Below are 24,627 nucleotides of genomic sequence, written 5' to 3'. Positions count from 1 at the left end.
CCCCGTCCGGCTATCATGACTGAGCGACGAAGGCAGGTCTCCTGGCTCACGGGGATTGTCTGACGCGCCTTCCCAGCCGTTATGGGGCCAGTGGCGTGATGCATCAGCGCACCGTTTACAGTTGCGGGGGCAGCCGCTGCCTGAACCCCGGACCTGTATGCCCAGCCGGATCCTTCAGCGTTCCCTTTTCACTCGCTTGCGCGAGACCTTCGACAGTCGCAGAGGTAGGGGATGGGCTTTGGGTGGGTCAAGGGTATGGGTGCCTTGATTTCAAAAAAACGTCACGTGCTGGCAGGGGCTGGCCGGTGTAGGAAGGAGGCGTGAAATCCTTCTGCTTGTGAGCAAGATGATGCCTCAGTCTTCCCGTCCCGGACCAGAAATTTCCTCTTCCTCTGTGCAGCGGGAGGCCGCGACGGAACGCTGGCTGGCCACGTTGCGCCAGAAAATAAAGGCGGATGGCACGCAGCCGCGTGTGCATTTTAGCCGCACACCAGACCGCCCGCTGGACCATGAGGGCGTGATACGGGATTTTGAATAACCGTTCACATTCTGTGAGCGGAGGCAACGGCCTTTTATCCTGAGCGTTTCAGGCAGGTGATGGCATCCGGCGTTCCGGATGCAGCGTGCTTTCTGACGTGATGAGGACCCTGCCGTGATGACCCTGCCCCGCAAACCGGTTTTGAGTATGGCGCTGGCTGCTGGCCTGCTGGCGGCAGGAGCGTTCATCGCCCCGGCACAGGCCCAGCGTAGCATGCTGTTTTCTGGCACCCTGGCACCCGAGCATGGTGCGCCTGCGCAGGTGCACGGGAATGTGGTGGCGCTCTATTACGCCGGGGCGCATGTGCTGCGCTATACCGTGACATGGGACGGGCTGAGTGGCCCGGTGACGATTGCGCATCTGCACGGCCCTGCCCTGCCCGGCAAGGATGGGCCGCCGGAAGTGACGGTGCACGGCCCGTATAAAAGCCCGCTGAGTGGCAGTGTGATGCTGAGCACGGAGACGGAGCGGGATTTGCTGGATGGGCGTATTTACCTGAACCTGCATACCCAGAAATATCCGAATGGTGAGGCGCGGGCGTGGTTGGGGAAGAGTGAATAGTCCGTAGCGCGGCACTATTTGATGGCACGGCCTTAATGTGGGGGCAGCCTGCGTGTGTGCAGGACTGCCCCCTGTTGCGTCATGCAGACTGCGCGACTGTTTTCCCTTCAGCCTGATCTGCCAGACGGTAAGGACCGGCAGCGCAAACTTCCAAGCACAGCATGCTCATGGCTTTTTTGGCCAGAGCAGGCAGTGGCAGAGACGCATTGCCGTCCGTCCAGGCGTGAGATGTATCCGTCGCATACCAGCCGGCCGGTTTGTCCGCCTGCAGGTGGGTGCTGATGCTGTGCGTCTGGTCAGCCGTGATGAGTTGTACAGAGGCAATGGCGACACCCAGCATCCGGCGATCATCCACAAACGGGCCGACCGTATCCGTCGGGCGGCTGGCCCGCGATACCAGACGAACTGTCGTGACATTCGCTGGAAGCATGAACATGACACGGTCATTCGCCTGCCGGAGCGGCCGGATGATCTGACCAAAGTTGGTAACCAGATGCATATCCGGATCGGTGCTCAGTTCAGGCTGGTGGGCAACGCCGCCAGCGCGCTCTGCAATGCGTGCATAAATCGGCTCGACAAAGGCACGCGACGTCTCAAGCGGCAGCGTTTTCGAACCACCAGCCTTCGAACCACCGAAGATCGCGGTTACGGTGTGATTGTCGAACTGGCTACGGTTCCCCGTGTCCAGATAGCTCTCGGTCAGTGCGTTTTCAGCCCAGACTGCTTCATGGCTCTCCAGCTCTACATGATAGTAGGTATAGCTGTTGATCGTGCGATCAATCAGGAANCAGATGCATATCCGGATCGGTGCTCAGTTCAGGCTGGTGGGCAACGCCGCCAGCGCGCTCTGCAATGCGTGCATAAATCGGCTCGACAAAGGCACGCGACGTCTCAAGCGGCAGCGTTTTCGAACCACCAGCCTTCGAACCACCGAAGATCGCGGTTACGGTGTGATTGTCGAACTGGCTACGGTTCCCCGTGTCCAGATAGCTCTCGGTCAGTGCGTTTTCAGCCCAGACTGCTTCATGGCTCTCCAGTTCCACATGATAGTAGGTATAGCTGTTGATCGTGCGATCAATCAGGATCGATGCACCATTGACCAGCATACGGGCAGGAACCAGCTTGCCCTCGAAGACCATGCAGTGCTCCTGCGTCACCAGAAGATCACGGGACGGCATGCCGTCGGCCAAGGCACCCTCGCGAATGCGAACCAGCCAGTTTTCTTCCGGCACAGGCTGGCTGGACACTGTAATGGAGCGATGACCCAGCCATTTGACGGGCATGGCTCCCTTTGGCGTCATGACCAGCGTGCCCGGCACAAGTGTTTCGACAGCGGCCTCACCCTCAGGGGTTGTGATCGCGGTGCCTTCTGCAAAGCACGTCGTATAGATCAGTCCGCCATTACTGTCAGACGACAAGTTATAGCCGTAGCTATTCGCGCCTGGCACGTTTAGCGAGTATGTACCACCGGTGGTGTGAAAGGTGATGCCGCTGGCAGTTGTGCTGACACTGGTAACACTTGCCTGGGGAATGGAAGCAAGTTCGATCGTATCGGAGGGCGACCAACCCGAAATGGTATTCGTCGGCATCGTCGTACCGCTGATAACCAGATGTGCACCGTCACCAGATAGCAGGATGCTATTGCTACCAACAGTACCGTTTACAACCAATGTGCCGCCCGAAGAGACAACAGCCTGCCCTGCTATCTTACCGCCGGAAACAACATCCACAGTACCACCATTCTGAATTGTGGGAGTAGAGATCGCAACACCACTCAGAACATTGAAGGTAACATTATTGGAAACTGTCCAAGTTCTGGTATCTTCAAATCCAGGCTCCAGATTAACAACGCCGCCATTTGACGTGAAGGTTGTATTATTTGTTCCGCCGGTCGGTGTGTAAATATTGAGCGTTCCACCATCGACCACCGTGCGGGATACAACGCCACCCTGAACGTTTATCGTACCACCAGAAGAAATATGCGAGGCAGAGAGAACAGCACCCGAGTTGACGGTAATCGTATTTCCGTTGGCTGGGTAATTTCCACTGGTGGCATTAAAGACTACGCCAGACTCCAGAATAAAATTACCACCAGAGCCAACAATAGTCGTATAAGATGTATTGTTTGTATATAAATCCAGCGTTCCGCCACTGATGACCAAATTACTTCCTGACCCATGGGCGAGAAGAGTTGCAGATGCACCACTGCCGATTGTCTGGTTGGCAAAAACTGCGCCAGAAGACGTGATTTCTGCTGTACCAGATCCGGACAGCACGCCGCCTGAGATAGTGGCTTCGTTTATAATTGTGCCTGTCAGGATAGTTGCTGCATCAGCAATAATTGATGCGCCGGTGGTAACCGTCGCGCCACTAATGACAGCACCAGAGGCTGCGCTCAGTACACCACTGCTGAAAGCATAGGCATTCAAAATAGTCGAGCCACTCTGAGCATCAACGGTTCCACCTTTACCAATCAACGCGTTACCGGCTGTTCCGCCAGCAGAAACGACCACACTCGGAACAGAGGAGCCATTCCCGTTGACAGACGGACCATAAACCGTGGCTGAATTCAGTGTGCCACCGGCATCAACGAACACCTGCCCACTCGTAACTGTCGTGCTTGTTGCGACACCGCCACTGCCGATTTCAAGGACGCCCGCTGCACTCACGGTTGTACCGATAGCAGAACCTGAAAGGGCAACGCCACCGTTGCTTCCAACAGTCGTTGAACTCGCCGTGCCACCGCCTGCAACAACAAGCGTGCCGTAATTATTTACCGTGGTTGAATTCAGCGTACCACCGGCATCAACGAACGCCTTCCCACTCGTAACTGTGGTGCTTGTTGCGACACCGCCACTGCCGATTTCAAGGACGCCCGCTGCACTCACGGTTGTGCCGATAGCAGAACCTGAAAGGGCAACGCCACCGTTGCTCCCAACAGTCGTTGAGCTCGCCGTGCCACCGCCTGCAACAACAAGCGTACCATAATTATCTACAGTAATACCGGAACTCACTTAACCATTGGAGATAGTCACAATCGTGCCATTTGTAACTTTTGTCATATTTTCTTTTCTCTCGATGAAACCTTAAACTATGACGTAATGGTATTTTTTTTCAAACAAAGGAAATCAAATAATGGTTGTTATGCGTAAACCGTTTAGTTGATCTCATTTATTAGACAAAATAAATGGCGCTTAACTCACGTATTTCTATTTTTGAAGCTATTTTAGAACGCATTGATCGGGTCGCGAAAAACAAACCAAACCGTATAAAAGCCGCCAGCTCATATCAGAACCGCCAGAATCGCCTGCTTATGGAACAGGTTTTCAGAACCTTTCGCATTTTGCTCCCGCGCCCCACCATCAAGGCTGCGAAAACAATGATTTACGCTTAAAAAATAAAAAAGGGGCAGCTCTGCCTTTTGGCAGAACCACCTCTTCTCGCTTTACCGCTTAAACTGCTGACAATGGTCAGGCAGAACGGGCCGCTGTTTCCGCTTCTGTCTGGTCTGCCAGCAGATAAGGCCCGGCGGCGCAGACATCCAGAGACAGCATGCTCATGGCGTTCCGTGCCAGAGCTGGCAGCGGCAGGTATGCGTCACCATTTGTCCAGACAGGACCAGCATTGCCAGCTTCCCCATCATACCAGCCGGAGGGCTTTTCCGTCTGCAGATGCGCGGTAATGCTGCTCTTCTGTTCCACCGTGATCAGGTCGATATCCGCAATGGCCACACCCAGCATCCGGCGGTCATCCACATACGGACCAACCGTATCGCTTGGACGGCTGGCACGGGAGACGATGCGCACAGAGGTCACACCCGGCGGCAGCATGAAGCGATACTGCGCATTCTGGTGATACACAGGGCGGATAAGAGCGCCGCTCTGGGTCACCAGATGCAGGTCCGGGTTTGTTGTGATGTCGGCAGAGCTAACCGGAGCGTCTGCACGTGCCGCCAGAGTGTGAAACAGCGGTTCCACAAAGGCACGCTCGACGCACAGCGGGACGGCTGCGTCTGTCGCCCAGTCCTGACGCCCTGCGCCCAGAGATAGCACGGAACCATCCTGACGGAAGGTGCGACGGTTGCCCGTGTCCAGATAGCTTTCCGTCAGCATGCCATCTGCCCGGAGAACGGAGTGTTCCTCTGTTTCCACGTGGAAGTAGTCATAGGACGTGATGGACGTATCATAGAAAATGGAAGACCCATTCACCAGCATACGGGCCGGCACGAAACGACCGTAGAAGAACAGGCAATGTTCCGGGGTGATCAGCATGTCTTTGTAAGGCACGCCTTCAGCAATGGCATTTTTGAGAATGCGGACCGGATAGCCTGCTTCATCGGCAGACAGGTGCGGGCGCACTGTGGCATGGGACTTACCAGCCCAGACAACGCGGCGGGACTGCGGCATGCCGTTAACATAGGCCGTAACATCATCACCCAGACGGAGGGCTTCAACAGCAACCTCACCGTTCGGGGTCTGGATCATGCTGCCGGACAGGAAGCAGACTTCATAATCCAGCCAGCCATCTTTACCGTCTGTCAGGCTGAAGCCCTTGCTCTCAACCCCCGGAATGTTCAGGGTGACGACACCGCCGTTTTTAAGCGTCAGCGCGACCTGATCCGCAGACGGATAGGTGACGGAAGAAACATCCGCAGACTTCACGCCAGACAGTTCAATGCTGTCAGAATTGCCAGCTGCTGTGCCGCTGAACCCACTGATAACCGTGCTGACCGTGCCGCCTGATGTCAGGCCGGAAATGACCAGGCCGCCGTTGGTATCACCCTGCAGGTCAATAACGCCGCCTGCGTTGGGGCCAATAACAGCAGAACCGCCATCCTGCACCGTCACTGTGCCGGCAAGCACGCCGCCACTGGCGACAGTGACATCACCGCCGGAAGAGACAACAGCGTTGCTCAGTGTCGCGCCGCTCGTCACGTTCATGGTGACAGCTGCGGGAACGGTCCATGTGCGGTTTTCGCTATATCCGCTGTCCAGATTTACCGTGCCGCCGTTGGACGTAAAGGTTGTGCTGTTTGTGACGAAAGCACCGGTCTCACCATTACCGCCACCAGAAAGGTTGAGTGTCCCGCCATCAATCACGGCATACCATGTGGACCCACCCGACGCGACATTGATCACACCGCCGCTGCCGGCTGTGGTGTAATAGGTCTGACCGCCAGACTGAATATTAATTACGCCGCCATTGTCAGCAATTGTTCCAGATGCCAGACCGCCGGCAAGAACAGTTTCTGTCGCACCACCGTTAACCGTTGTGTCTACTACAGTCCCATAAACATCCAGATTACCGCCGCTGGACAGCACGGTTGATACAGCATTTCCACCAGCAGAAACGACCACACTCGGAACAGATGAGCCACTCCCGTTGACAGACGGACCATAAACCGTAGTTGAATTCAGCGTACCACCGGCATCAACGAACACCTGCCCACTCGTAACTGTGGTGCTTGTTGCGACACCGCCACTGCCGATTTCAAGTACGCCTGCCCCACTCACGGTTGTGCCGATAGCAGACCCTGAAAGGGCAACGCCACCGTTGCTTCCAACAGTCGTTGAACTCGCCGTGCCACCGCCTGCAACAACAAGCGTGCCGTAATTATCTACCGTGGTTGAATTCAGCGTACCACCGGCATCAACGAACGCCTTCCCACTCGTAACTGTGGTGCTTGTTGCGACACCGCCACTGCCGATTTCAAGTACGCCTGCCCCACTCACGGTTGTGCCGATAGCAGACCCTGAAAGGGCAACGCCACCGTTGCTCCCAACAGTCGTTGAGCTCGCCGTGCCACCGCCTGCAACGACAAGCGTACCATAATTATCTACAGTAATACCGGAACTCACTTGACCATTGGAGATAGTCACAATCGTGCCATTTGTAACTTTTGTCATATTTTCCCTCAATGTAAACTTAAACTAGAACTTAGTGGTATTTTTTTTCCAACAAAGAAAATCGAATAATGGTTGTTATGCGTAAACCGTTTGGTTGATCTCGCTTATTAGACAAAATAAATGGCGCTTAACTCACGTATTCCTATTTTTGAAGCTGTTTTAGAACGCATTGATCGGGTCGTGAAAAAACAAACCAAACCGGATAAAAGCCGCCAGATCATATCAGAACCACCAGAATCGCCTTCCTATGGAACAGGTTTTCAGAACCTTTCGCATTTTGCTCCCGCGCCCCACCATTAAGGGTGCGAAAACAATGATGTACGCTTAAAAAATAAAAAAGGGGCCGCTCTGCCTTTTGGCAGAACCACCCCTTCTCGCTTTACCGCTTAAACTGCTGACTATGGTCAGGCAGAACAGGCCGTTGTTTCCGCGTCTGTCTGGTCTGCCAGCGGGTAAGGGCCAGCGGCACAGACATCCAGAGACAGCATGCTCATGGCATTCTGCGCCAGAGCAGGAAGCGTTAGATGTGCATTACCGTTTGTCCAGACGGGCGCCGTATCGGCGGCATACCAGCCTTCCAGCTTTTCCGCCTGCTGATGCGTACTGACACTGTGCTTTTTCTGTGCCGTGATCAGCTGAACATCGGCAATCGCGACACCCAGCATCCGGCGATCATCCACATACGGACCGACGACATCGCTCGGGCGGCTGGCACGGGAAACAATACGGACGGACGTGACACCCGGCGGCAGCATGAAGCGATACTCTGCGCCGTTACGGTGTGCCGGGCGAATAATCGCGCCTGTTTGCGTAACCAGATGCAAATCAGGTTCCCTTGTCAGAGCAACGGCATTCACCGAAACCTGATTGTCGGAAACTTCGTCTGCACGTGCGGCCAGAGCGTGGAACAGCGGTTCCACAAAGGCACGCTCGACGCACAGCGGCACAGCAGCATCTGCCGCCCACTCCCGACGCCCTGCGCCCAGAGACAGCACAGAACCATCCTGACGGAAGGTGCGACGGTTGCCCGTGTCCAGATAGCTTTCCGTCAGCATGCCGTCGGCACACAGAACAGAATGCTGCTCTGTTTCCACATGGAAGTAGTCATAGGACGTGATCGACGTATCATAGAAAATGGATGCGCCATTCACCAGCATGCGGGCCGGAACGAAACGACCATCGAAGAACAGGCAATGTTCTGGCGTGATCAGCATATCCTTGTAAGGCACGCCGTGAGAGATGGCATCTTTGAGAATACGAACCGGGTAACCCGCTTCAGCAAGCTCCAGATGCGGACGTACGGTAGCGTGGGATTTGCCAGCCCAGACGACGCGGCGGGACTGCGGCATACCGTCAACATAGGCTGTGACATCATCACCCAGACGCAGGGTTTCAACCGCAACCTCACCGTTCGGCGTCTGGATCATGCTGCCGGACAGGAAGCAGACTTCGTAATCCAGCCAGCCATCAGCGCCATCTGTCAGGCTAAACCCCTGGCTTTCTACACCCGGAATGTTCAGCGTGACTGTGCCACCATTGGTCAGCGCAAGGGCGACCTGATCCGAAGACGGATAGGTGACGGACGCGACATCCGCAGATTTCAGACCAGCCAGTTCGATACTGTCGGAATTACCAGCAGCCGTACCGTTGAACCCGCTGATGACCGTGTTCACTGTGCCGCCGGATGTCAGGCCGGAAATAACCAGACCGCCGTTGGTATCACCCTGCAGATCAACAACACCACCAGCATTGGTGCCAATAACGACAGAAGCGCCGTTTTGCACGGTCACCGTGCCGGAAATGAGGCCACCCGCAGAGATATCAACAGTGCCGCCGCTGGAGACCGTTGTTGCGCCAAGGCTGCCGCCGGAGGTGACATCAACCCGACCACCGCCCACTACGGATGCTGAACTGAGCGAACCGGCAACGCCAAGCCCCGCCCCGCTGGACACGACCGCAGTACCAATTTGCCCACCAGCACTGATGCCAAGGCTGTTGCCGGACTGAAGCGTGACAGTGGAAAGTGTGGCTCCTGATTCAACAACGATCGTGGCATTGCCAGCGAGAGGCTTTTCGCCAGTATCCACGGCACCGCTGCCGAGAACCAACCAGCCGCCGCCGCTCCCCCATGTGAAGTACGGCGGGGAATTATAGGCGCTGATGGTGCCGCCATTAAGCGTGATGCCGCGTTCATTCGCCCCGGCGGAGAAGATGGCTGTGGCACCAGAAACAACCGTAGTGTTGGACAAGGAGCCACCACCGCTGACCGTAATGCTGTTGCCAGACTGAAGCGTGGCGGATGAGAGAGTGGCCCCTGATTCAACAACAATCGTGGCAATGCCAGCAAGAGGCTTTTCGCCAGTATCCACGGCGCCGCTGCCGAGAACCAACTTGCCGCCGCCGCTCCCCCATGTGAAGTACGGCGGGGAATTATAGGCGCTGATGGTGCCGCCATTAAGCGTGATGCCGCTTTCATTCGCCCCGGCGGAGAAGATGGCTGTGGCACCGGAAACAACCGTAGTGTTGGACAAGTACCCACCACCGCTGACCGTAATGCTGTTGCCAGACTGAAGTGTGGCTTTGCTCAGAGTAGCGCCGGAATCAATGATGATGTTAGCGCTGCCTGCCAGAGGGGCTTCCTGCGCATCGATTGCACCCGCTGCCAGAACCAGCGTCCCCCCGGAGCTTCCCCACGTAAAGGGAAAATTACCGGAGATATTATTAAAGGATGAAATGGTGCCGCCATTGAGGACGGTCCCGGCATCCAGGACGCCGTGATTATAAAGGTCGATCTCCCCGCCAGAAAGAACGTTGTGAGTGCCCCCGTAAGTGCCGCCACTCTGAATAACAACGGCCGAAAAAGAGCTTCCGTTATAGCTACCACCGGGAAGATTATTTGTTCCTGTGACATAATTATCAAGATACAATATATTGCTGGTAACAGAAGTCATTATTCTATCCTTCTCATTTTAGAGAACGACTCGCGATACTCACGGAATCTGTTCTTTTACCCGGCAGATTCGACCGAATTTCCTTCTTAACGCCACAAACCGTATTGTTTTTTTTAAGCAAACACAATCAAAAAAAGGTTAGCCCCTTTAAACCGTTTAGTTTTCCTAATCAAAATTTAATAATGGAACCCCTTCTCTGTAATGTTCTGTTTTTTGTTTTGTGAGATAAATAGCCGAAACAGAGGTTAGGTGAGGGAGACGATTTTTTCTGAAAACCACTCACAACCTGAAGACACTCTTGATTCTTGAGGAGTATGTGAGTTGGCGAAGTTTCCCGATCTGCGTACGCATATGAAATTGCGTTATTTTCGGCTGGTTGAAACACTTTCTTGTACAAAAAGCATTCGTTTGGCGGCAGAACGCCTGAATATTACCCCTGCGGCGGTTTCAAAAGCCTGCCGCGAACTGGAAGGTATTCTGGGGGTTCAGCTTTTTGCGCGTACGGCAGCTGGATTTCTGCCGACGCCCTTATGCGAGCGTTTTATGATTTCAGGCAGGCGGATTGACGCCGAACTGAAAAATCTGATGGCGGATTTTACGCTGTTGGAAGAAAGCTTTCACGATAATGTAAAAATCGGTTTTCAGACTCCAATGTTACAGGAAACCATTGCGCGCAGTGTTGCAAAATTAAAAAAAGAACATCCGAATCTGAATTTGACGCTCGAATATGCAGCACGCCACCATCTTCTGGCCGGTCTGCAAGAGAATTTGTACGATTTTATCTTCGTGAATCTCTCTGATATTACAGATCACCCGCGCCTGGCGACGAAAAAGCTGGCCAGTGAGCATTATGTTGTTGCGAGCATGACCTCTATCCATTCCGTGCCGGATGTTCTGGAACGGTGGGAGGAATTTGCATCCGCCACATGGGTTATTCCTGTACCCGGTATGGCCATGCGAGACCGATTTGATTCCATTCTGGCTGCCAGGGGGCTACGCCTGCCCCCGCGCCGTATTGAAATCAACTCGCCTCTCGGGTCCAAAAAACTTGTCGATATTTCAGATGCCTTCACGCTTCTTCCGTTTAGTATGCTTAAGTCTCTTGGGCGCGAGGTTGTCGACCCGGAGACACATTTGCGGTTTTTACCTGAATTGCACCTTGAGAGTGGAATGGTCTGGCTGCGCGACACACACCTGAGCCCGGCGGCGCAATATGCAAGTGACTTTATTTCGGAAAAGATTTTAAAAATTTTCTCGAAATAATATTTTAGAAATGGGGGCACATAAAGCGCCCCCATAATGCTTTTATCTCTTCCCCGAAGCACCATAAGGCAAAAAGCCTCACACCATCAGGCCAAATTTTTCCTGTTTTCTTTTTTTTCCGATTCATTCAGAAAATAAGAGTTATTTTCAAGAATCGTTATGGATAAGAGGCTGACTTTATCAGACTCCAGATGATCACCCACAGGCAGTAATGCAGCCCCATTTGTCCAGATAGACCCACTCCCGTCGGTTAAATACCAGCCTTCTGGCTTTTCTACCTGCACATGGGAGATGAGGGCGTACTGGCTTCTGGCAGACAACAGACAGATATCCGTCACGGCAACGCCCAGATAACGGCGATCATCCACAAAGGGACCGATTACGTCAGAGGGTCTGCTAACACGAGACATGATGCGCACCGACTTTGTATGAGACGGCACCATAAAACTGTATTGGCCGCCCATGCGACGAATAGGGCGAATAATCGCGCCTGTTTCTGTAATAAGATGCAGGTCAGGATCATTGGTCATATCCCGGATTTTTGTTTCTTTCTGAATGGTTTCAACCTTATGTTTCCGCTCATCCAGAGCACGGAACACAGGCTCTGCAAAAGAGCGATCGACACCCAACGGAGCAGCAGCATCCTCTACCCAATTTCTGATTGCACCACGCAGACCGACGACTTTTCCATCCTGTCGGAACGAACGGCGGTTCCCTGTATCCAGATAGCTTTCTGTCAGCATACCATCGGCTGTAATTACAGAATGACGCTCTGTTTCCACATGATAGTAGTCATAAGACATGATTGATTTATCATAGAAAATGGAGACACCATTTACCAGCATGCGCACCGGGACGAACCTGTTTTCAAAAAACAGGCAATGCTCTGCTGTAATCAGCATATCTTTATAAGGCACACCCTCCGCAACGGCATTTTTAAGAACGCGTACGGGATAACCGGCTTCATCGTCTGGCAGATCAGGCCGGACAGACACATGCGCCTTCCCTACCCAGACGACGGGACTGACGCGATCCGTATTGCTTTTCCAGTCAAATGTGACAACCTCGTCACCAATCTGGATATTTTCTACAGCGCAGTCTCCATCTGGAGTACGAATCATTGAGCCTGCCAGAAAGCAGACGCCAATATAGGTATTCTGCCCATCATAGGTAATTTTAAGCGGGTTTTCACCTTCGTCAACGTAAAAATCACCGACTGGAAGAGTGACACCATCTGCCAAGTTGGCCGTATAGGAACCAACTGCTTCATTGCCTGAATAAAGTTTGACGGTCACTGAACCATTCGAATTATAAGAAATTGAATACCGATCTATAATCGCAGTCTGGTTCTGGAGCTCGATCGTATCATCAGCGGGATTATAATTATTGATAGAGGTTTTGCCGCTAAGGTCGATAAAGCTGGAACCGCCGTTAACAACCAGAGTGCCGCCACCATCCGTAAAATTGATCGTTGTTCCTGACAGGAAGCTCAGAAACGTGTTGCCGGTATTGAATTTTCCGCCATAGCCGATGTTAACGGTGTTGCTGCTAAAGCCGCTCCCTACCGCACCACCCGTTAAAGTCGCATCCCCACCAAAGACATTGAGCGTTGAGCCTGAAAACGCACTGCCACCCACGTTGATGGCGGTAGTGCCGCCTATATAAAATGCCAGCTTACTTAAAAATGTTGCACCAAAATCTAGCTCGCTCGTTGTTCCCGGAAGTGTGACATAAGTTCCCCCACCCAGAATGGAAAAAACTGTTTTATCTTCAACAATGGCGTTTCCATTCGGGATATCTTCGTCAAAAAGAGTGGTCTTCTCGTCAGAGTTAGGATCTTTGTATGTTATAGTAACCTCCGCTCGGGAACCCAAAAATCCGTAGTTTGTGGTGATATCGTAATTTACATTACCCGCTGATTGGTTGTAATGCGCCATTTCCTAACTCCTGATTTAAGCAAAGGAGCTCGTGGAATTAAAAATGTACATTTTTTACATTTTTGTTGCACTGATATCTTGAGCGTTATAGTAATCAGCTCTACAGTCAGTTGAAACAAGTCCATCTGTTTGCCTTTGTTTAAATCAGGAGTTTCACAAAAAATCCCCGCACTTTTTTGCGTGACTAATGCGTGATGAGTTCTCAAAAATCAGGTTATAAAGTCGGTTATGCGCGTGTAAGCACGGTAGACCAGACTTTGGATATTCAGATAAAAAAGCTCAAAGAATACGGATGCCGTCGCATTTATTGTGAAAAAGCGAGCGGGGCCGATACGGAGCGAAAAGAGTTAAGGAGATTGCTGGACAACCTGAAAGAAGGGCAGATGGTTGTGGTCACACGTCTGGACAGACTGGCCCGCAGCACCTTTGACCTTTTTTCTATTGTGAAGACGATTACAGACCAAAAGGCCACGTTTTACTCTCTGGGCGAACCCTGGACTAATACCAATACTAGCACAGGGCGGCTTATGCTCGCTGTTCTGGGGGGATTGGCGGATGTAGAACGGGATTTAATCCGCACCCGCACGGCAGAAGGCCGCGCAAGAGCTATAGAGCAAGGGAAGCGGATGGGGCGACCGCGCCGGATTACGGAGGATCAGCGGCAAAGCATTATCCACCGGCGACAAATAGGGGAGTCCCTGCAATCCATTGCTGAAAGCTTTGGAATTGATAACAGCACCGTCTCTCGTATTGCGCGCGCTCAGGGGTGTTATCAGCCAGATATTACCAAAATCAAAAAAAGAGGCCGGCACCCTCCATGCTAACGCCCCTACATCTGAATACCGATTTTGGGGGCGAGCCAGACCATGCCCAGATAGAGCAGGATGGTGACGCCGCAGCCGGCGCCTAATGCCAGCCAGAAGGGCACGCCATGCCGCATGATCCACGGGATGAGCAGGAACATGGGCAGGGATGGCAGCACGTACCAGAACGTGGCCCCCACATGGGCTTCCATGCGGGCGGGGTCTTTGGTTTCCAGCCAGAGCCAGATCATCCCAAAGACGGAAATAAGGGGGAGAGAGGCCACCAGCGCGCCAAGGCCGGGGTAGCGGCGGGCGAGCGTGGAGACCAGAGCAATGGTCAGCCCGGAGAGAAGGGCCTTGAGCCAGAAAAACATCATTCTTTCCGGTGCAGAACCCCTCCGCCTGCTGAAAAGCTGACGGAGGGGCTGGCAGATTTTAGAGGTGGGTGTCGCCCTGCCGGGGCTGAGCAGCTTGCCCCTGCGGCGGCATCTGGCCGGGCTGTGCGCCGTTCTGCGGGGCGCCTTCGGACGTCAGTTTGCCGGGCTGGGTAGAATGTTCCACATCATACGCTGTGGCCTTCTGGGCGTAGGTGCCTTTTGCGCCGGGATGCTCCTGATCATACAGAGCAGCCTTCTGCTTGGCTTCCTTACGATAGACGTGGCGGCGATACATGCCGGTGACGCAGCCACCCACGGCACCCAGAACGCCATGATTGGCGACATGGCCGCCCACAGCGCCCACAGCCCCGTATTTCAGGCAGCCGCCCGGTTCCGCCTGTGCGGCGGTAACTGTTGTGCCAGCCAGAGCGGCAAGAACGCTCAGAGTGATCAATCGACGCATCTCTATTTCCTTTCTTCTGCCAGATAATGAGGCAGATTTCCCTGTAAATGTATCGAAAGAGTGCTGCGGAGACAATGTGCGCCCGCTTGCGTCCCCTTTGCGCAGAAGAACAGGTCTTTCTTTGACGGTGCCCTTTTATTCAGCGGTGCGGCACCCCATATTTAAAAGACAACAAAATGAAAAAAATAAGGAGGCCGTTATGAGACGCCCCTTTGACACCAGTCGCGCAGGCTCTGGTTTCCTGCATGGGTCTCGCTTTTCCCGGGGTATTTTGAACCCCCGCTCCAAACGGGCTGAGCGCCCGGAGACTGAGGCTGCTGCACAGACGTCAGGCACCACGGCCTCAGGGAACGCCGGGACGGCTCACACAGACACGCATGAACCGGACGGCGCATCCTCTGACAAAACCGAGAAAAACCCGGATGAAACCACCGACCAATGCTTTGCCTGAAAGCCGACGTCAGGCGGCGGGCAGTGTTGCGAGGAACGTTGTGACCAGCGTTTCCAGAAGAGTTTGATCTGCGGGAGAAAACCGATTTTTGCGCGGGCTGTCGAGATCCAGCACGCCGAGCAGGTGGCCCTGTGCGACCAGCGGAATGACGATTTCAGACGCCGAAGCGGCATCACACGCAATATGGCCAGGGAACGCATGCACATCCGCCACGCGCTGGGTGGTGCGGGTCTGGGCGGCGGTGCCACAAACCCCCTTCCCCATCGCAATGCGCGTGCAGGCCACGCGGCCCTGAAAAGGGCCGAGGACCAGCTCGCCCGGTGACGCGGACGCCTCTGTCTGTCCGGACGGTACAGCGGAGGCCAGCGTGAACAGCGTGGCCTGTGCTGTTGCGTGCGGACGGTAGAGGTAGAACCCGGCCCAGTTGAGATCTGGCAGCGCCTCAAAAATAAGGGCGGCCAGATTAGCCATATTGGCCAGAGGGTCCTGCTCCGCCGCCAGCAGACCGGTGGCGGCGGAAAGCAGATCTTCCGGGGTGAGGCGATGGGCCGGGGCGCTCATGGTGTGCGCTTACTGAGCCAGCAGCGCCGGGCCGCGCAGAGCGGAGCGGCTGCAAACAGCTTCCTGCTGGTCCCGGTTGAGGGTTGTGATGTCAAACATCACGGTCGGGCTGAGCATCAGACGCCCCTGCCCGCCCCATGCGTAAGCCGGGTTGGTGCGAATGCCCTCGCGGCTAGCAAGCTGGCGACCGAGGGTGCGAACGGTGGTGTCCGTCACCAGTTTATGGGCGTCACAATAATACATCAGACCGCCAACGTTTTCCGCCGACGCATGTTCCACCGTGGGAATGCCATCATAATCCAGCACGCCGGGCGCTGCGGTGGCTGCTGTCATCGGGGCAGGACCGGCTGGCACCGTCAGCACGCCGGACGTGGGAGCCTGCGCCGCGTGCGCCTGCGGCAGAGCCGCGGACAGAGCGAGACAGCCGGTCAGGGCCAGAAAGACAGGGCGAAGTTTCAGCATAGGCTTGGTCCTCTTGGTATCTGCCAAACGGCAGTGAGGGAGACAGAATAAGGACAGACATCAGCACGCGGCAAGGGCGGGCTGCTCTGCGTTGGGTGAGGGGATGCCAGGAGGCTGACTGCGGGGAGGTGCATTACCAGGCGGCTGAGATGGTGTTGCTTGTTGCCTGAAGGGGCTTGAAAGACTTAAGACAGGGTGCAGTTCTTTTGGTTACCCCCTTTTCTTTTGAGCAGGTCGTCTTTTTCCATGTCTTATGAGCCGCCTTTACTGGCACAGAACAGGGGACGTCTTGGCTCTTTTCTGTATCGTTCCTTCGCCATTGTTTTGTTTGGCCTGATTCTCATCCCCGAGTTTTACCATATCAGCTCTCAGCGCATAGAAGCGTGGGATGAAGCCCGGCATATTGGCTCGGCTTATGAGATGCTTTTCCGGCATGACTATGTGGTCAATTACTGGCAGGGCAAGAAAGATTACTGGAACCTGAAGCCGGTTTTGAGTTTTTTGCCGATTATTCTGTCCGTCAAGCTATTTGGTAAGGGACTGATGGCGGCACGCCTCCCCTCCCTGCTGGGATTTGTGGCGATTGTTCTGGGGCTTTACCAGTTTGCGGCACGCAAATTCTCACGCGTGGAAGGGCTTTACGCCATCACGCTTTTTTCCATCTGGTCACAGGCTCTTACCGCCCACAGTTTTCGTGTGGTGGATGCGGATGCGCTTTACTGCACGTTTTACCTGTTCTGCATCCTGCTGTGCCTGAAGCGCACCAGCCTGTCCTTCTGTCTTGCGTGCATAATGGCCGCCTTGTGTTTTCTGAGCAAAAGCTGGCATGCCCTGACACTGCTTCCGCCGCTGGCGCTGACGTGTGTGCTGACGGAGCGGTCCATTCGCCTGCCATTTAAGGGCATGCTGTGTGGTCTGGCCCCCATCCTGCTGTGGGTTGGGGTGCGGATCTATGAGGATGGTCCAAAATTTCCGCAACGTATGGTGACATACGACCTGCTCAAACGAACAGGCATACAGATTGAAGGGCACCATAACCCTCCTTCTTTTTATATAACGAGCTTTGTGCACGATTATCCTGATCTGCTCTGGCAGCTTGGATTTCTGACGCTGGCCTTTGGAGCGGCTTGCTGGTGGCCGCAGTTGCGAGCGGCCCGGTTTCGCTTTGGCATACCGAGCGCGCTCAAAGCCGAAATGCTGATTCTGGGCGTGGCGGTACTCTCTGTTTTTGGGATGTTTACCGCCGCAAAGACGCGCCTGTTCTGGTACACATTTCCAGCTTACCCGATACTCTGCGTGCTGATGACCTACGCCTTTGCGCAACTGCGGCCTGCGTTGAAAACAGTGGCTGGTGGCCTGGCGGCGGTGTTTTTTGTGATGTCCTTTTCCACATCCTGGCAGCGGACGAAGGCTCTTGAACTTCCGGCTTTCTATTATCAGCTTCAAGCCGCGGCCTGGATGCCGATGACCAATGTGCAAAAGGAGGGCGTGATTGAGCAGGACGACTATGCTGCGCTGCTCACCTACCTGCCTGTCCCGCCAACCGCCATCCATATTGGCCCAGATGAGAGCAAACCGCATACGCTGGTTATCCGCGATAAAGACGCGGGGGCGTGTGACGGATGTGCGTTGGTCTCCAAAGGGGACCGGTTTGATTTATTTTACCGGGACTAAGAGCAGAAGGGCGAAAGAGCTCGCTGATTCGAGGTTATCTGCCGAGGCTTTGCAGGGCACGTTCGGGCCTGTTTGTGGCGGTTAGGCAGGGAATTTACCCCTCCCCCGCAATACAGGCTTGGCAACCCCCCTGCCTTTGCGCTAGGGAGGAGCCCAAGGACCCGTAGATCAGTTGGATAGATCGTCAGATTCCGAATCTGAAGGCCGGAGGTTCGAATCCTCTCGGGTCCACCAATCTCCCAGAAAATCGCAGTTTTCCGCCGCAAATTGGCGATGCTAGACACTTCTCATTTTCTGCTAGACAATTTGTTGTATTTTCCGATGGCCTGCTGAGCCAAGGTTTTCTGCCTGGCTGACTGGGTGTAGCGCATGGTTTCCGACAAGGTTTTGTGGCCGAGAATGGAAGCAATCTGATGCGGTGTGCATCCTGCCTCAGCCAGCCGGCGTCCGGCCGCTTTGCGCAAGCCGTGGGGTGAGCAGCGCATCGGCAGGTGCGCCTCAGATACATCTGGCCTTTGCCATGCCAGAGTTGGAAGGTTCGAAAAACCCTCTGGTTTTGGGCCTCTCTCTGTGATTCGATATCTTTCGCCTTGATTGGGGGGATGAAGCAGTCGTGTTTCTTTGATGTTGAGGAGCGGCTTGCGCGATTGAGCGGTCTGGGTGACCAACTCGAAGCGTTTTCCCGAACTGTAGAGTTTGAGGTGTTCCGCCCGGAACTGGACAAGGCACTGGCCTATTCAGACGGGAGCAAAGGCGGGCGACCACCATTAGACCCGGTGCTAATGTTCAAGATCCTCATGATCCAGACGTTGAACAATTTGTCTGATAAGCGGACAGAATACCTGATCAACGACCGTCTCTCCTTCATGCGCTTCCTTGGTCTGGACCTGTCGGACCGCGTGCCTGATGCCAAAACCATCTGGCTATTTCGCGAGCGTCTGACCCAGGCAGGTGCGATCGATGGGCTATTCAATCGCTTTGATACAACCCTGTGCAACGCAGGCTATCTGCCGATGTCAGGCCAGATCCTGGACGCAACACTGGTGGTGGCTCCCACAAGACTGGCAGGACAAGCCGTCCAAACTATCCCACAAGGACCGTCTTGCGCGCTGGACGTTGAAATTCACGAAAGCAAAACGGCAGGATGACGGGACGATCCCCGCAACGGATCTCGCCATCCCGTTCTTTGGCTACAAATCCCACGTCTCCATCGACCGGAAGTTTCGGTTGATCCGCAAATGGAAAACAACCGATGGTGCCAAGCTGCGCGAAGGCGTGTTGGATAAAACCAATACGGCTTCAACGGTCTGGGCAGACACGGCCTATCGCTCAAAGGCCAATGAAGATTTCATGGACAAGCAGGGGTTCGTCTCGAAGGTCCACAGGAAAAAGCCGCATCTCAAACCGATGCCCCGACATATCCGGAAATCAAATGCTGGAAAATCGGTCATCCGATCGCGTGTCGAGCATGTCTTTGCTGAACAGAAGTCACAGACCGGGCTGTTTATCCGAATAGTGGGTATCACCGGGGCCACAATGAGGATCGGGCTGGCCAATATCGTCTATAATATGCGCCGCTTCCTCTTCCTGGAGCGGATCAGCGCAGCAGCATAGCAATCCAGCGGGTGATCTTCCCAGATCTGCTCAAAACGCAGGTCAGAAACCATCATGGCAACCATCAATCAGCACACCAAAACTCAAAAATCAGGACAAAGCCGCATCAACCAACGGTTCTTCGATCCCTCCAGGTGCAGGCAGGCTAATCCTGCGGCAATCGGCCTGCAATTTTAGTGGGCCGATTGCTAGACAGCATCGCAGGAAAGAGGCTGGAAGAAAAAGGAAATTTTATTATTCAGGAATTATCTGAAATGGGCCAGCATTCCAACGATCCTATACAAACACTATCAGTACCAACGGATAATTTAACAATAATAGTTCCGGATTTTCCAACTGAAAAATCTTTAAACCTTACATTTAATCCAACACGCTTGGGATAATGACTCATTTTAATATTTTCCTTAACCGGAGGCGGCCATGGTATTGGATGAGAGCTTATCGCTCCATTAGATGATATTATCTCTATAATTGGGGAATAATCTTCACCAGAATCTATATCGAATGAAACCAACAACCCAATTTGAATGACAAGTTTTTCTAAGAATAGAGGGAGGTTTGGATCAATCTTAATTCCTCCCTCCACAATACCCATGAGGGAATATCTCCCTACTTCTTGCCTTACATCCTCAGCAAAAATTGCTTCTGCATATATAATTCTTGGCATGTTATTTATTCGCGTTCAGATAATGGTTTTGATCTATCATCTCCGTAGAACTCCAGACAACAGGATCATTTTTTTCATTAGCAATACCATTACACTCATTTTTTGTTTCTGACGATTGTTGCATTTCTGGCCATGCAAAAAATGAACAAGAAAAATGGTCCTGTAATGATACTTTAAATTCAGCATTAAGAGCATGAGCTACAACAGCCCAAGATGACAATTTAGTATCCTTATTTGAATTCAAAAATTTCGACACCGTAGGAGGTTTGACGTCTAATTTGCGCGCTAATTCTCTGACACCGATTTGTCGATGAGCTATCAGTTCCAGTATTTGTCCTCGAAATTGGTTTGCAAGACGCGAGATAGCTAACGCTTCGGTATCAACCTCAATGTCTTCATCTGAGTATCCAAATTCCGCTATACAGGCCAAAAGAGCAGCATTCAGTGTTTCATGGTTAGGTACACCTTCAACAACAGATACCTCTGTTTCAGGTTTTGAACTCAGAGCATCAGCCAGAGACGAGTCTGTCGAAATCAGAGACTGCATCAACTTGGTCACTCTTTAACCTCCTAATTAGGGCTATTACCCTCTTCCCGCAGACTGCATACTCTTGCAAACCCTTTTCTCTAGGGGTAGTTTTCAAAACGGCAGTTGAACGCATACAAACTGCGACAAAAACGTTAACCCCTCCAAAAAAACCAAAGGTTCTAGTTTTATCTGTTCGTAAATATGCGACACGTCCAATATTTTCTAATCCATCTGTATATGGGGGACGAGGCTGCATTCTTTTAAAAGGGGGGTCCATTGTCGTTCCCACTGCACGAGGGAACTGACTCAGAGGCACTCCTTCTGCAAAATCATAAACAGCTCCCATTATCCGACCGCGCTCTGATAAATTACGCCCAATGGTACCACGTCGACGTCCCCAAGGGAGGCGTTCTACGCATTCCGCCCATTCCTTAGTATAATAGAAACACCTCAAAAGGCTGGTTTGCGCAACACACCCCTCTTCATCTGACAATGGCATGCTTTTCAGATCCCTTAGAATCTTTGCAGCCTTAAGTTGCTCCAATGTTAGCATGCAGGCTAACGCCTTTATATAGTTTATTTTTAGAATGATAATTTTTTAATGCTTGTTGGTCAATCGCTTCTAACGTACTGATATTTATATAGAAAATATTTAGAGCTTCGCGAGATATGCAAAATATTCATAGCTCGCATATTTCCCTCCTCAATAAAAAGATAGATCAAGAAATTTGCTAGACAGCTCTCCCTCAAAAGGCTGACTTGATGGAATCTAATACAATAATGCTAGACAGTGTAACCCATTGAGGAAAAGCAAATAATGTCATTCCTTTCGGTCCCGCCAATTCCTTAAAATTACCAATTAAAACAATGAGTTAAGATGAGGTTTTTGTGCATCTGACAGGCTGTTTTGGGCCGGCTCTGGTAGTGAAGAGACTGCGGTCGCCTGCGCCCTTCTGCGCTGTTCTCTTCTTGGTGTCCGCTTCCCGCGCTGGCCGCAGCTGGGCGTTGCACATTTGTGGATACTGTTTTTGCGAAAAGGTATTGCGAATGGTTCTCATTCGTGCTTTTTAGGGTATCTCTCATCAGAGATAGGGGCTTTCTGAATGGTCATCTGCTCTTGCAACAGCCTGACTCACAAAGACGTCGAATCAGCCGTGGCGCATGGCGCTACCCGCCCCAGTGAAATTTACGCCTCCAAGCGCTGCAAGGCGCAGTGCGGGAACTGCGTGCCCGGTGTGGTGTGCATGTTGAAGGAAGTGCGGATGCGTCAGCGTCAGGCTGCCGAAACTGTTGCCCATGCAGCCTGCCTGCCGGTTGCAGTCCAGTCCGAAGCGCTGAGCGCCTGATCGGATTACTTCGGGCTTATCGTGCCTGTCAGCTTTGGCTTTTCGCCTTGCAGGCACGTTGCGGCGGCATGACATCGCCGCGCTCAAAAACACTCTGATAACTGCCTGACAGCGTGAACGGGTGCTTTGGCCGCTCCGTTGTGCTGGGCATTCGTCGCCCCCCTTCCCTTCTCCCTACCAAATCACATGCATGGCCTCAGGCTGTGGGCTGTGGGCTGTGGGCTGTGGCGCAAGGATGTTAGGGCCGTCTGCGTAAAGAGCATGGCTGGCTCCATGTGGCTTGTAACGGAACTTTTGCCTTCCCACGTCATTTGTAACAACAGAACGCTGCATCTGTAGCGCCTGAGCAAACAAGGACGAGATTCATGCCGAAAACAGCTCCGACTGCGAAAGAAGCTCATATCCGCGAATATCTTGGCACACCGACCGACCTGAAGGCCGATGCTGTGAAGGAAGTTGCGGCAGGTCTGGCCGATACGCTGGCCGATGTGTTTGCGCTGTACGTCAAGACGAAGAATTTCCACTGGCATATGAGCGGTCGCCACTTCCGCGACTACCATCTGCTGCTGGACGAACAGAGCGCGCAGATTTTTGCCATGACAGACCCGATGGCCGAACGTGCCCGCAAGATTGGTGGCACGACGCTGCATTCCATTGGTGAGATTTCCCGCCGCACGCAGGTGCTGGACAACGATGCGCTGTATGTGACGCCGGAAGATATGCTGGCCGAACTGCGCGACGACAATCTGGCGCTGACGACCCGGATGCGCAAAGTGCATGCCGTGTGTGATGACGCCAACGATGTGGCGACTGCCAGCCTGCTGGAAAACTGGATTGATGAGACGGAACGCCGCACGTGGTTCCTGTTTGAAGCCACCCGTCCGGCGTTTGGTAAAAACGACTAAATAACAGCTCCGGCGTTTTTTCAGTTATCTGCAAAGGCGCCGGTTTCGTTTAGAAAGTTTCTATAATGATCTTTCAAAAAAGATATTTCTGAAGAAAACCTCTCATAAATAAGATGATCCTTAAAAAGTTTGGAATTAATCTTTTTTGATCATGGATTTTTTTAAAAATTTTGTCTGAAAAATTTCATTTTTTGTACTTTTTTATATTTTCATAAAAATAGTTTTTAGGTGTCAATGCTTTCAGCGAAAAGCTCCGATCGCCCCTGGCGGAAACGTCGCTTTCAATAGCTGGAAAGTGCCTTTTCCTTTTTTTCTGCCTGCACACAGGCGGCTGCGATTGTAAGCCGCGAAACCGTAGCTACACTAATTCCAAAATCTTTTGCCACAGATTTCAAAGGTTCTCCCCTTAATCGACGCCTGATCACGTCTTGCTTTTCCTGCGTGGTTATTTTGGGAGGCCGCCCCATACGCTTGCCTTGCTCAATGGCTCTGGCCCGACCTTCCGCCGTCCGCGTTCGGATCAGGTCGCGCTCAACATCTGCAAGACCAGCTAAAACGGCCAGCATAAGTCGCCCCGTGCTGGTATTCGTATCGGCCCACGGCTCTGCCAGAGAATAAAAATGGGAACCCTTTTTAGTAATTTCATGAACAATTGCGAAAAGGTCAAAGGTACTTCTTGCAAGTCGGTCAATTCTCGTAACTATCACCGTATCCTCTTTTTTGAGACTTCTGACCATTTTGCGAAGCTGATCACGTTGCGCATTCGCACCACTGACTTTTTCACAGAAAATCTTTTCGCATCCATAATTTTTCAAGGTTTCTAATTGTGTATCAAGGGTTTGTCCAATCGTACTAACTCGTGCGTAACCAATTTTTCTACGAATATCACGTTCCTTCATGAGCTTATATCGTCACATAAAAGAGATTATTATTTTTTTAAATCCTGATTTATGCGAACGCGACTCCGCACGTCCGCATCGTTAAAGACCAATTAATTATTAACTCGTTAAGCATTATTAAATCAATAGAAAACATAAACTCCATTTAAGAATGTTAATTATCGGAAATTCTCATAAATCAGGATTTAAGATAATGTCCTATACTTGGATGGGCGGTACATCTACAAATTGGGGTGATGGTACAAACTGGCTGAAAGATGGTATCTCAACTTCTTATCCTCCTTCTTCCGGAGATACAGTTGAAATAAATTCCGATAATAACCCTGTTATTACTCTTTCGGCCGGTAACAATGGGTGGGTGCAAAGCGGCACTCTAAATATTATCGGCTCTGGAACAGTTACGTTCGATGGAGGTGCAAGTAGTACCAACAATTTTGGTGCTGTTAATCTCAGTGATGGCGCCACTCTAAAACTAGGGCCTGTTAGATCTTGAATTTCTTCCCATATTGTAGGGATGGAAGAAGGAGACAGAACAGGCACCTTTACGGACGAGACATGGGCGATCTGGGAACCTCTGATTGAGGCGGTTCGCCCAAGGGGCAAGACGCCGCCCCATGATCTGCAGCGTACGATAGCAGCAATTTTCTGGCGCCATGAGAATGGCGCGAAATGGCGGAGCATCCCCGCTGAACTGGGGCCGTGGTGGCGAGCGGCCCAGCT

General features: G+C 52.6%; 24 protein-coding genes, 1 tRNA gene, 1 pseudogene and 1 riboswitch. Of the genes and pseudogenes, 13 read left to right on the top strand and 13 right to left on the bottom strand.

The window, feature by feature from the left end:
* Positions 1 to 13: 13 nt before the first annotated feature.
* Positions 14 to 226: riboswitch (cobalamin riboswitch) on the bottom strand.
* Between the two features lie 123 nt (positions 227 to 349).
* Both KP703_RS13590 and KP703_RS13585 read left to right on the top strand, forming a co-directional pair.
* Positions 350 to 538, top strand: coding sequence for a hypothetical protein (locus KP703_RS13590; RefSeq protein ID WP_215755331.1), 189 nt, complete (start codon positions 350 to 352; stop codon positions 536 to 538).
* Positions 539 to 655: 117 nt separating this feature from the next.
* Entirely contained in the window at positions 656 to 1,099 is a 444-nt protein-coding gene (locus tag KP703_RS13585) for a CHRD domain-containing protein (protein WP_062144252.1), read from the top strand.
* 79 nt (positions 1,100 to 1,178) lie between these two features.
* Here the strand turns inward: KP703_RS13585 and KP703_RS15730 are convergent, their stop codons facing one another.
* Entirely contained in the window at positions 1,179 to 1,598 is a 420-nt protein-coding gene (locus KP703_RS15730) for a hypothetical protein (RefSeq protein ID WP_252354091.1), read from the bottom strand.
* Positions 1,599 to 1,875: 277 nt separating this feature from the next.
* A complete protein-coding gene (locus KP703_RS15960) occupies positions 1,876 to 4,113 on the bottom strand; it encodes a Hint domain-containing protein (protein ID WP_215755330.1) in 2,238 nt (745 codons plus the stop codon).
* A 173-nt stretch (positions 4,114 to 4,286) separates the two neighbouring features.
* Here KP703_RS15960 and KP703_RS13570 point away from each other — a divergent pair, with 173 nt between their 5' ends.
* Positions 4,287 to 4,493 carry a hypothetical protein gene (locus KP703_RS13570; RefSeq protein WP_215755329.1) on the top strand — a complete coding sequence of 69 codons (207 nt, stop codon included), beginning with the start codon at positions 4,287 to 4,289 and terminating at the stop codon, positions 4,491 to 4,493.
* A gap of 76 nt (positions 4,494 to 4,569) precedes the next feature.
* On the opposite strand, the gene KP703_RS13565 is transcribed toward KP703_RS13570, so the two are convergent.
* Together KP703_RS13565 and KP703_RS13560 are read right to left on the bottom strand one after the other, a co-directional pair.
* Positions 4,570 to 7,005 (bottom strand): Hint domain-containing protein, encoded by a 2,436-nt coding sequence (locus KP703_RS13565; RefSeq protein ID WP_215755328.1) that lies wholly within the window; start codon positions 7,003 to 7,005, stop codon positions 4,570 to 4,572.
* A gap of 404 nt (positions 7,006 to 7,409) precedes the next feature.
* Positions 7,410 to 9,956, bottom strand: a complete 2,547-nt coding sequence (locus tag KP703_RS13560; RefSeq protein ID WP_215755327.1) for a Hint domain-containing protein — start codon at positions 9,954 to 9,956, stop codon at positions 7,410 to 7,412.
* A 321-nt stretch (positions 9,957 to 10,277) separates the two neighbouring features.
* Here KP703_RS13560 and KP703_RS13555 point away from each other — a divergent pair, with 321 nt between their 5' ends.
* Positions 10,278 to 11,219, top strand: coding sequence for a LysR family transcriptional regulator (locus KP703_RS13555; RefSeq protein WP_252354090.1), 942 nt, complete (start codon positions 10,278 to 10,280; stop codon positions 11,217 to 11,219).
* Between the two features lie 86 nt (positions 11,220 to 11,305).
* On the opposite strand, the gene KP703_RS13550 is transcribed toward KP703_RS13555, so the two are convergent.
* A complete protein-coding gene (locus KP703_RS13550) occupies positions 11,306 to 13,156 on the bottom strand; it encodes a Hint domain-containing protein (protein WP_215755326.1) in 1,851 nt (616 codons plus the stop codon).
* 194 nt (positions 13,157 to 13,350) lie between these two features.
* Here KP703_RS13550 and KP703_RS13545 point away from each other — a divergent pair, with 194 nt between their 5' ends.
* Entirely contained in the window at positions 13,351 to 13,980 is a 630-nt protein-coding gene (locus KP703_RS13545; protein WP_215755325.1) for a recombinase family protein, read from the top strand.
* A gap of 5 nt (positions 13,981 to 13,985) precedes the next feature.
* Here the strand turns inward: KP703_RS13545 and KP703_RS13540 are convergent, their stop codons facing one another.
* Both KP703_RS13540 and KP703_RS13535 read right to left on the bottom strand, forming a co-directional pair.
* On the bottom strand, positions 13,986 to 14,333 hold the full coding sequence (locus KP703_RS13540) for a DUF3147 family protein (protein ID WP_063907787.1): 348 nt from the start codon (positions 14,331 to 14,333) through the stop codon (positions 13,986 to 13,988).
* A 61-nt stretch (positions 14,334 to 14,394) separates the two neighbouring features.
* On the bottom strand, positions 14,395 to 14,799 hold the full coding sequence (locus KP703_RS13535; RefSeq protein ID WP_062144258.1) for a hypothetical protein: 405 nt from the start codon (positions 14,797 to 14,799) through the stop codon (positions 14,395 to 14,397).
* Between the two features lie 199 nt (positions 14,800 to 14,998).
* On the opposite strand from KP703_RS13535, the gene KP703_RS13530 reads away from it, so the two are divergent.
* Positions 14,999 to 15,250, top strand: a complete 252-nt coding sequence (locus KP703_RS13530; RefSeq protein ID WP_062273948.1) for a hypothetical protein — start codon at positions 14,999 to 15,001, stop codon at positions 15,248 to 15,250.
* Positions 15,251 to 15,259: 9 nt separating this feature from the next.
* Here the strand turns inward: KP703_RS13530 and KP703_RS13525 are convergent, their stop codons facing one another.
* Together KP703_RS13525 and KP703_RS13520 are read right to left on the bottom strand one after the other, a co-directional pair.
* The gene (locus tag KP703_RS13525; protein WP_215755324.1) at positions 15,260 to 15,811 is read right to left on the bottom strand and encodes a GAF domain-containing protein; all 552 of its coding nucleotides are present in this window, start codon (positions 15,809 to 15,811) and stop codon (positions 15,260 to 15,262) included.
* Between the two features lie 9 nt (positions 15,812 to 15,820).
* Positions 15,821 to 16,273: a hypothetical protein gene (locus KP703_RS13520; protein WP_062144267.1), complete on the bottom strand. Its 453-nt coding sequence runs from the start codon at positions 16,271 to 16,273 to the stop codon at positions 15,821 to 15,823.
* A gap of 246 nt (positions 16,274 to 16,519) precedes the next feature.
* Here KP703_RS13520 and KP703_RS13515 point away from each other — a divergent pair, with 246 nt between their 5' ends.
* Positions 16,520 to 17,947, top strand: coding sequence for a glycosyltransferase family 39 protein (locus KP703_RS13515; RefSeq protein WP_215755323.1), 1,428 nt, complete (start codon positions 16,520 to 16,522; stop codon positions 17,945 to 17,947).
* Between the two features lie 157 nt (positions 17,948 to 18,104).
* A tRNA-Arg gene (locus KP703_RS13510) sits at positions 18,105 to 18,181 on the top strand.
* A 53-nt stretch (positions 18,182 to 18,234) separates the two neighbouring features.
* Here the strand turns inward: KP703_RS13510 and KP703_RS15955 are convergent.
* Entirely contained in the window at positions 18,235 to 18,432 is a 198-nt protein-coding gene (locus KP703_RS15955) for a tyrosine-type recombinase/integrase (protein ID WP_215755322.1), read from the bottom strand.
* 117 nt (positions 18,433 to 18,549) lie between these two features.
* Here KP703_RS15955 and KP703_RS13500 point away from each other — a divergent pair.
* A pseudogene (locus KP703_RS13500) lies at positions 18,550 to 19,561 on the top strand (IS5 family transposase).
* A gap of 238 nt (positions 19,562 to 19,799) precedes the next feature.
* Here KP703_RS13500 and KP703_RS13495 read toward each other — a convergent pair.
* Together KP703_RS13495 and KP703_RS13490 are read right to left on the bottom strand one after the other, a co-directional pair.
* Complete coding sequence (locus KP703_RS13495; RefSeq protein ID WP_215755321.1) at positions 19,800 to 20,228, bottom strand: hypothetical protein; 429 nt, start codon at positions 20,226 to 20,228, stop codon at positions 19,800 to 19,802.
* A 1-nt stretch (position 20,229) separates the two neighbouring features.
* A complete protein-coding gene (locus tag KP703_RS13490; protein WP_215755320.1) occupies positions 20,230 to 20,778 on the bottom strand; it encodes a winged helix-turn-helix domain-containing protein in 549 nt (182 codons plus the stop codon).
* A gap of 1,082 nt (positions 20,779 to 21,860) precedes the next feature.
* Between KP703_RS13490 and KP703_RS13485 the strand changes: the two genes are divergently transcribed.
* Entirely contained in the window at positions 21,861 to 22,103 is a 243-nt protein-coding gene (locus tag KP703_RS13485) for a bacterioferritin-associated ferredoxin (RefSeq protein ID WP_215755319.1), read from the top strand.
* A 365-nt stretch (positions 22,104 to 22,468) separates the two neighbouring features.
* Positions 22,469 to 23,008: a Dps family protein gene (locus tag KP703_RS13480; protein ID WP_062142458.1), complete on the top strand. Its 540-nt coding sequence runs from the start codon at positions 22,469 to 22,471 to the stop codon at positions 23,006 to 23,008.
* A 281-nt stretch (positions 23,009 to 23,289) separates the two neighbouring features.
* On the opposite strand, the gene KP703_RS13475 is transcribed toward KP703_RS13480, so the two are convergent.
* Positions 23,290 to 23,907, bottom strand: coding sequence for a recombinase family protein (locus tag KP703_RS13475; protein WP_215755318.1), 618 nt, complete (start codon positions 23,905 to 23,907; stop codon positions 23,290 to 23,292).
* A 193-nt stretch (positions 23,908 to 24,100) separates the two neighbouring features.
* On the opposite strand from KP703_RS13475, the gene KP703_RS13470 reads away from it, so the two are divergent.
* Together KP703_RS13470 and KP703_RS13465 are read left to right on the top strand one after the other, a co-directional pair.
* Entirely contained in the window at positions 24,101 to 24,400 is a 300-nt protein-coding gene (locus KP703_RS13470) for a hypothetical protein (RefSeq protein WP_215755317.1), read from the top strand.
* A gap of 21 nt (positions 24,401 to 24,421) precedes the next feature.
* The coding region (locus tag KP703_RS13465; RefSeq protein WP_215755316.1) for a transposase at positions 24,422 to 24,627 on the top strand (206 nt) is incomplete at its 3' end.

The organism is Acetobacter sp. P5B1, assembly GCF_018811985.1.
Taxonomy (GTDB): Bacteria; Pseudomonadota; Alphaproteobacteria; order Acetobacterales; family Acetobacteraceae; genus Acetobacter; species Acetobacter cerevisiae.
Note: the sequence above shows the minus strand (reverse complement) of the source record. Positions and strands in the feature narration are given on the sequence as shown.

What these genes read in the sequence shown, in the direction of transcription:
- KP703_RS13475 (WP_215755318.1), bottom strand. Translation starts at nt 23,907, where the DNA reads ATGAAGGAACGTGATATTCGTAGAAAAATTGGTTACGCACGAGTTAGT.
- KP703_RS15730 (WP_252354091.1), bottom strand. Translation starts at nt 1,598, where the DNA reads ATGCATCTGGTTACCAACTTTGGTCAGATCATCCGGCCGCTCCGGCAG.
- KP703_RS13470 (WP_215755317.1), top strand. Translation starts at nt 24,101, where the DNA reads ATGTCCTATACTTGGATGGGCGGTACATCTACAAATTGGGGTGATGGT.
- KP703_RS13560 (WP_215755327.1), bottom strand. Translation starts at nt 9,956, where the DNA reads ATGACTTCTGTTACCAGCAATATATTGTATCTTGATAATTATGTCACA.
- KP703_RS13495 (WP_215755321.1), bottom strand. Translation starts at nt 20,228, where the DNA reads ATGCCAAGAATTATATATGCAGAAGCAATTTTTGCTGAGGATGTAAGG.
- KP703_RS13565 (WP_215755328.1), bottom strand. Translation starts at nt 7,005, where the DNA reads ATGACAAAAGTTACAAATGGCACGATTGTGACTATCTCCAATGGTCAA.
- KP703_RS13585 (WP_062144252.1), top strand. Translation starts at nt 656, where the DNA reads ATGACCCTGCCCCGCAAACCGGTTTTGAGTATGGCGCTGGCTGCTGGC.
- KP703_RS13545 (WP_215755325.1), top strand. Translation starts at nt 13,351, where the DNA reads ATGAGTTCTCAAAAATCAGGTTATAAAGTCGGTTATGCGCGTGTAAGC.
- KP703_RS13570 (WP_215755329.1), top strand. Translation starts at nt 4,287, where the DNA reads ATGGCGCTTAACTCACGTATTTCTATTTTTGAAGCTATTTTAGAACGC.
- KP703_RS13485 (WP_215755319.1), top strand. Translation starts at nt 21,861, where the DNA reads ATGGTCATCTGCTCTTGCAACAGCCTGACTCACAAAGACGTCGAATCA.
- KP703_RS13540 (WP_063907787.1), bottom strand. Translation starts at nt 14,333, where the DNA reads ATGTTTTTCTGGCTCAAGGCCCTTCTCTCCGGGCTGACCATTGCTCTG.
- KP703_RS13480 (WP_062142458.1), top strand. Translation starts at nt 22,469, where the DNA reads ATGCCGAAAACAGCTCCGACTGCGAAAGAAGCTCATATCCGCGAATAT.
- KP703_RS13530 (WP_062273948.1), top strand. Translation starts at nt 14,999, where the DNA reads ATGAGACGCCCCTTTGACACCAGTCGCGCAGGCTCTGGTTTCCTGCAT.
- KP703_RS13520 (WP_062144267.1), bottom strand. Translation starts at nt 16,273, where the DNA reads ATGCTGAAACTTCGCCCTGTCTTTCTGGCCCTGACCGGCTGTCTCGCT.
- KP703_RS15955 (WP_215755322.1), bottom strand. Translation starts at nt 18,432, where the DNA reads ATGCGCTGCTCACCCCACGGCTTGCGCAAAGCGGCCGGACGCCGGCTG.
- KP703_RS13535 (WP_062144258.1), bottom strand. Translation starts at nt 14,799, where the DNA reads ATGCGTCGATTGATCACTCTGAGCGTTCTTGCCGCTCTGGCTGGCACA.
- KP703_RS13515 (WP_215755323.1), top strand. Translation starts at nt 16,520, where the DNA reads ATGTCTTATGAGCCGCCTTTACTGGCACAGAACAGGGGACGTCTTGGC.
- KP703_RS13525 (WP_215755324.1), bottom strand. Translation starts at nt 15,811, where the DNA reads ATGAGCGCCCCGGCCCATCGCCTCACCCCGGAAGATCTGCTTTCCGCC.
- KP703_RS13590 (WP_215755331.1), top strand. Translation starts at nt 350, where the DNA reads ATGCCTCAGTCTTCCCGTCCCGGACCAGAAATTTCCTCTTCCTCTGTG.
- KP703_RS13550 (WP_215755326.1), bottom strand. Translation starts at nt 13,156, where the DNA reads ATGGCGCATTACAACCAATCAGCGGGTAATGTAAATTACGATATCACC.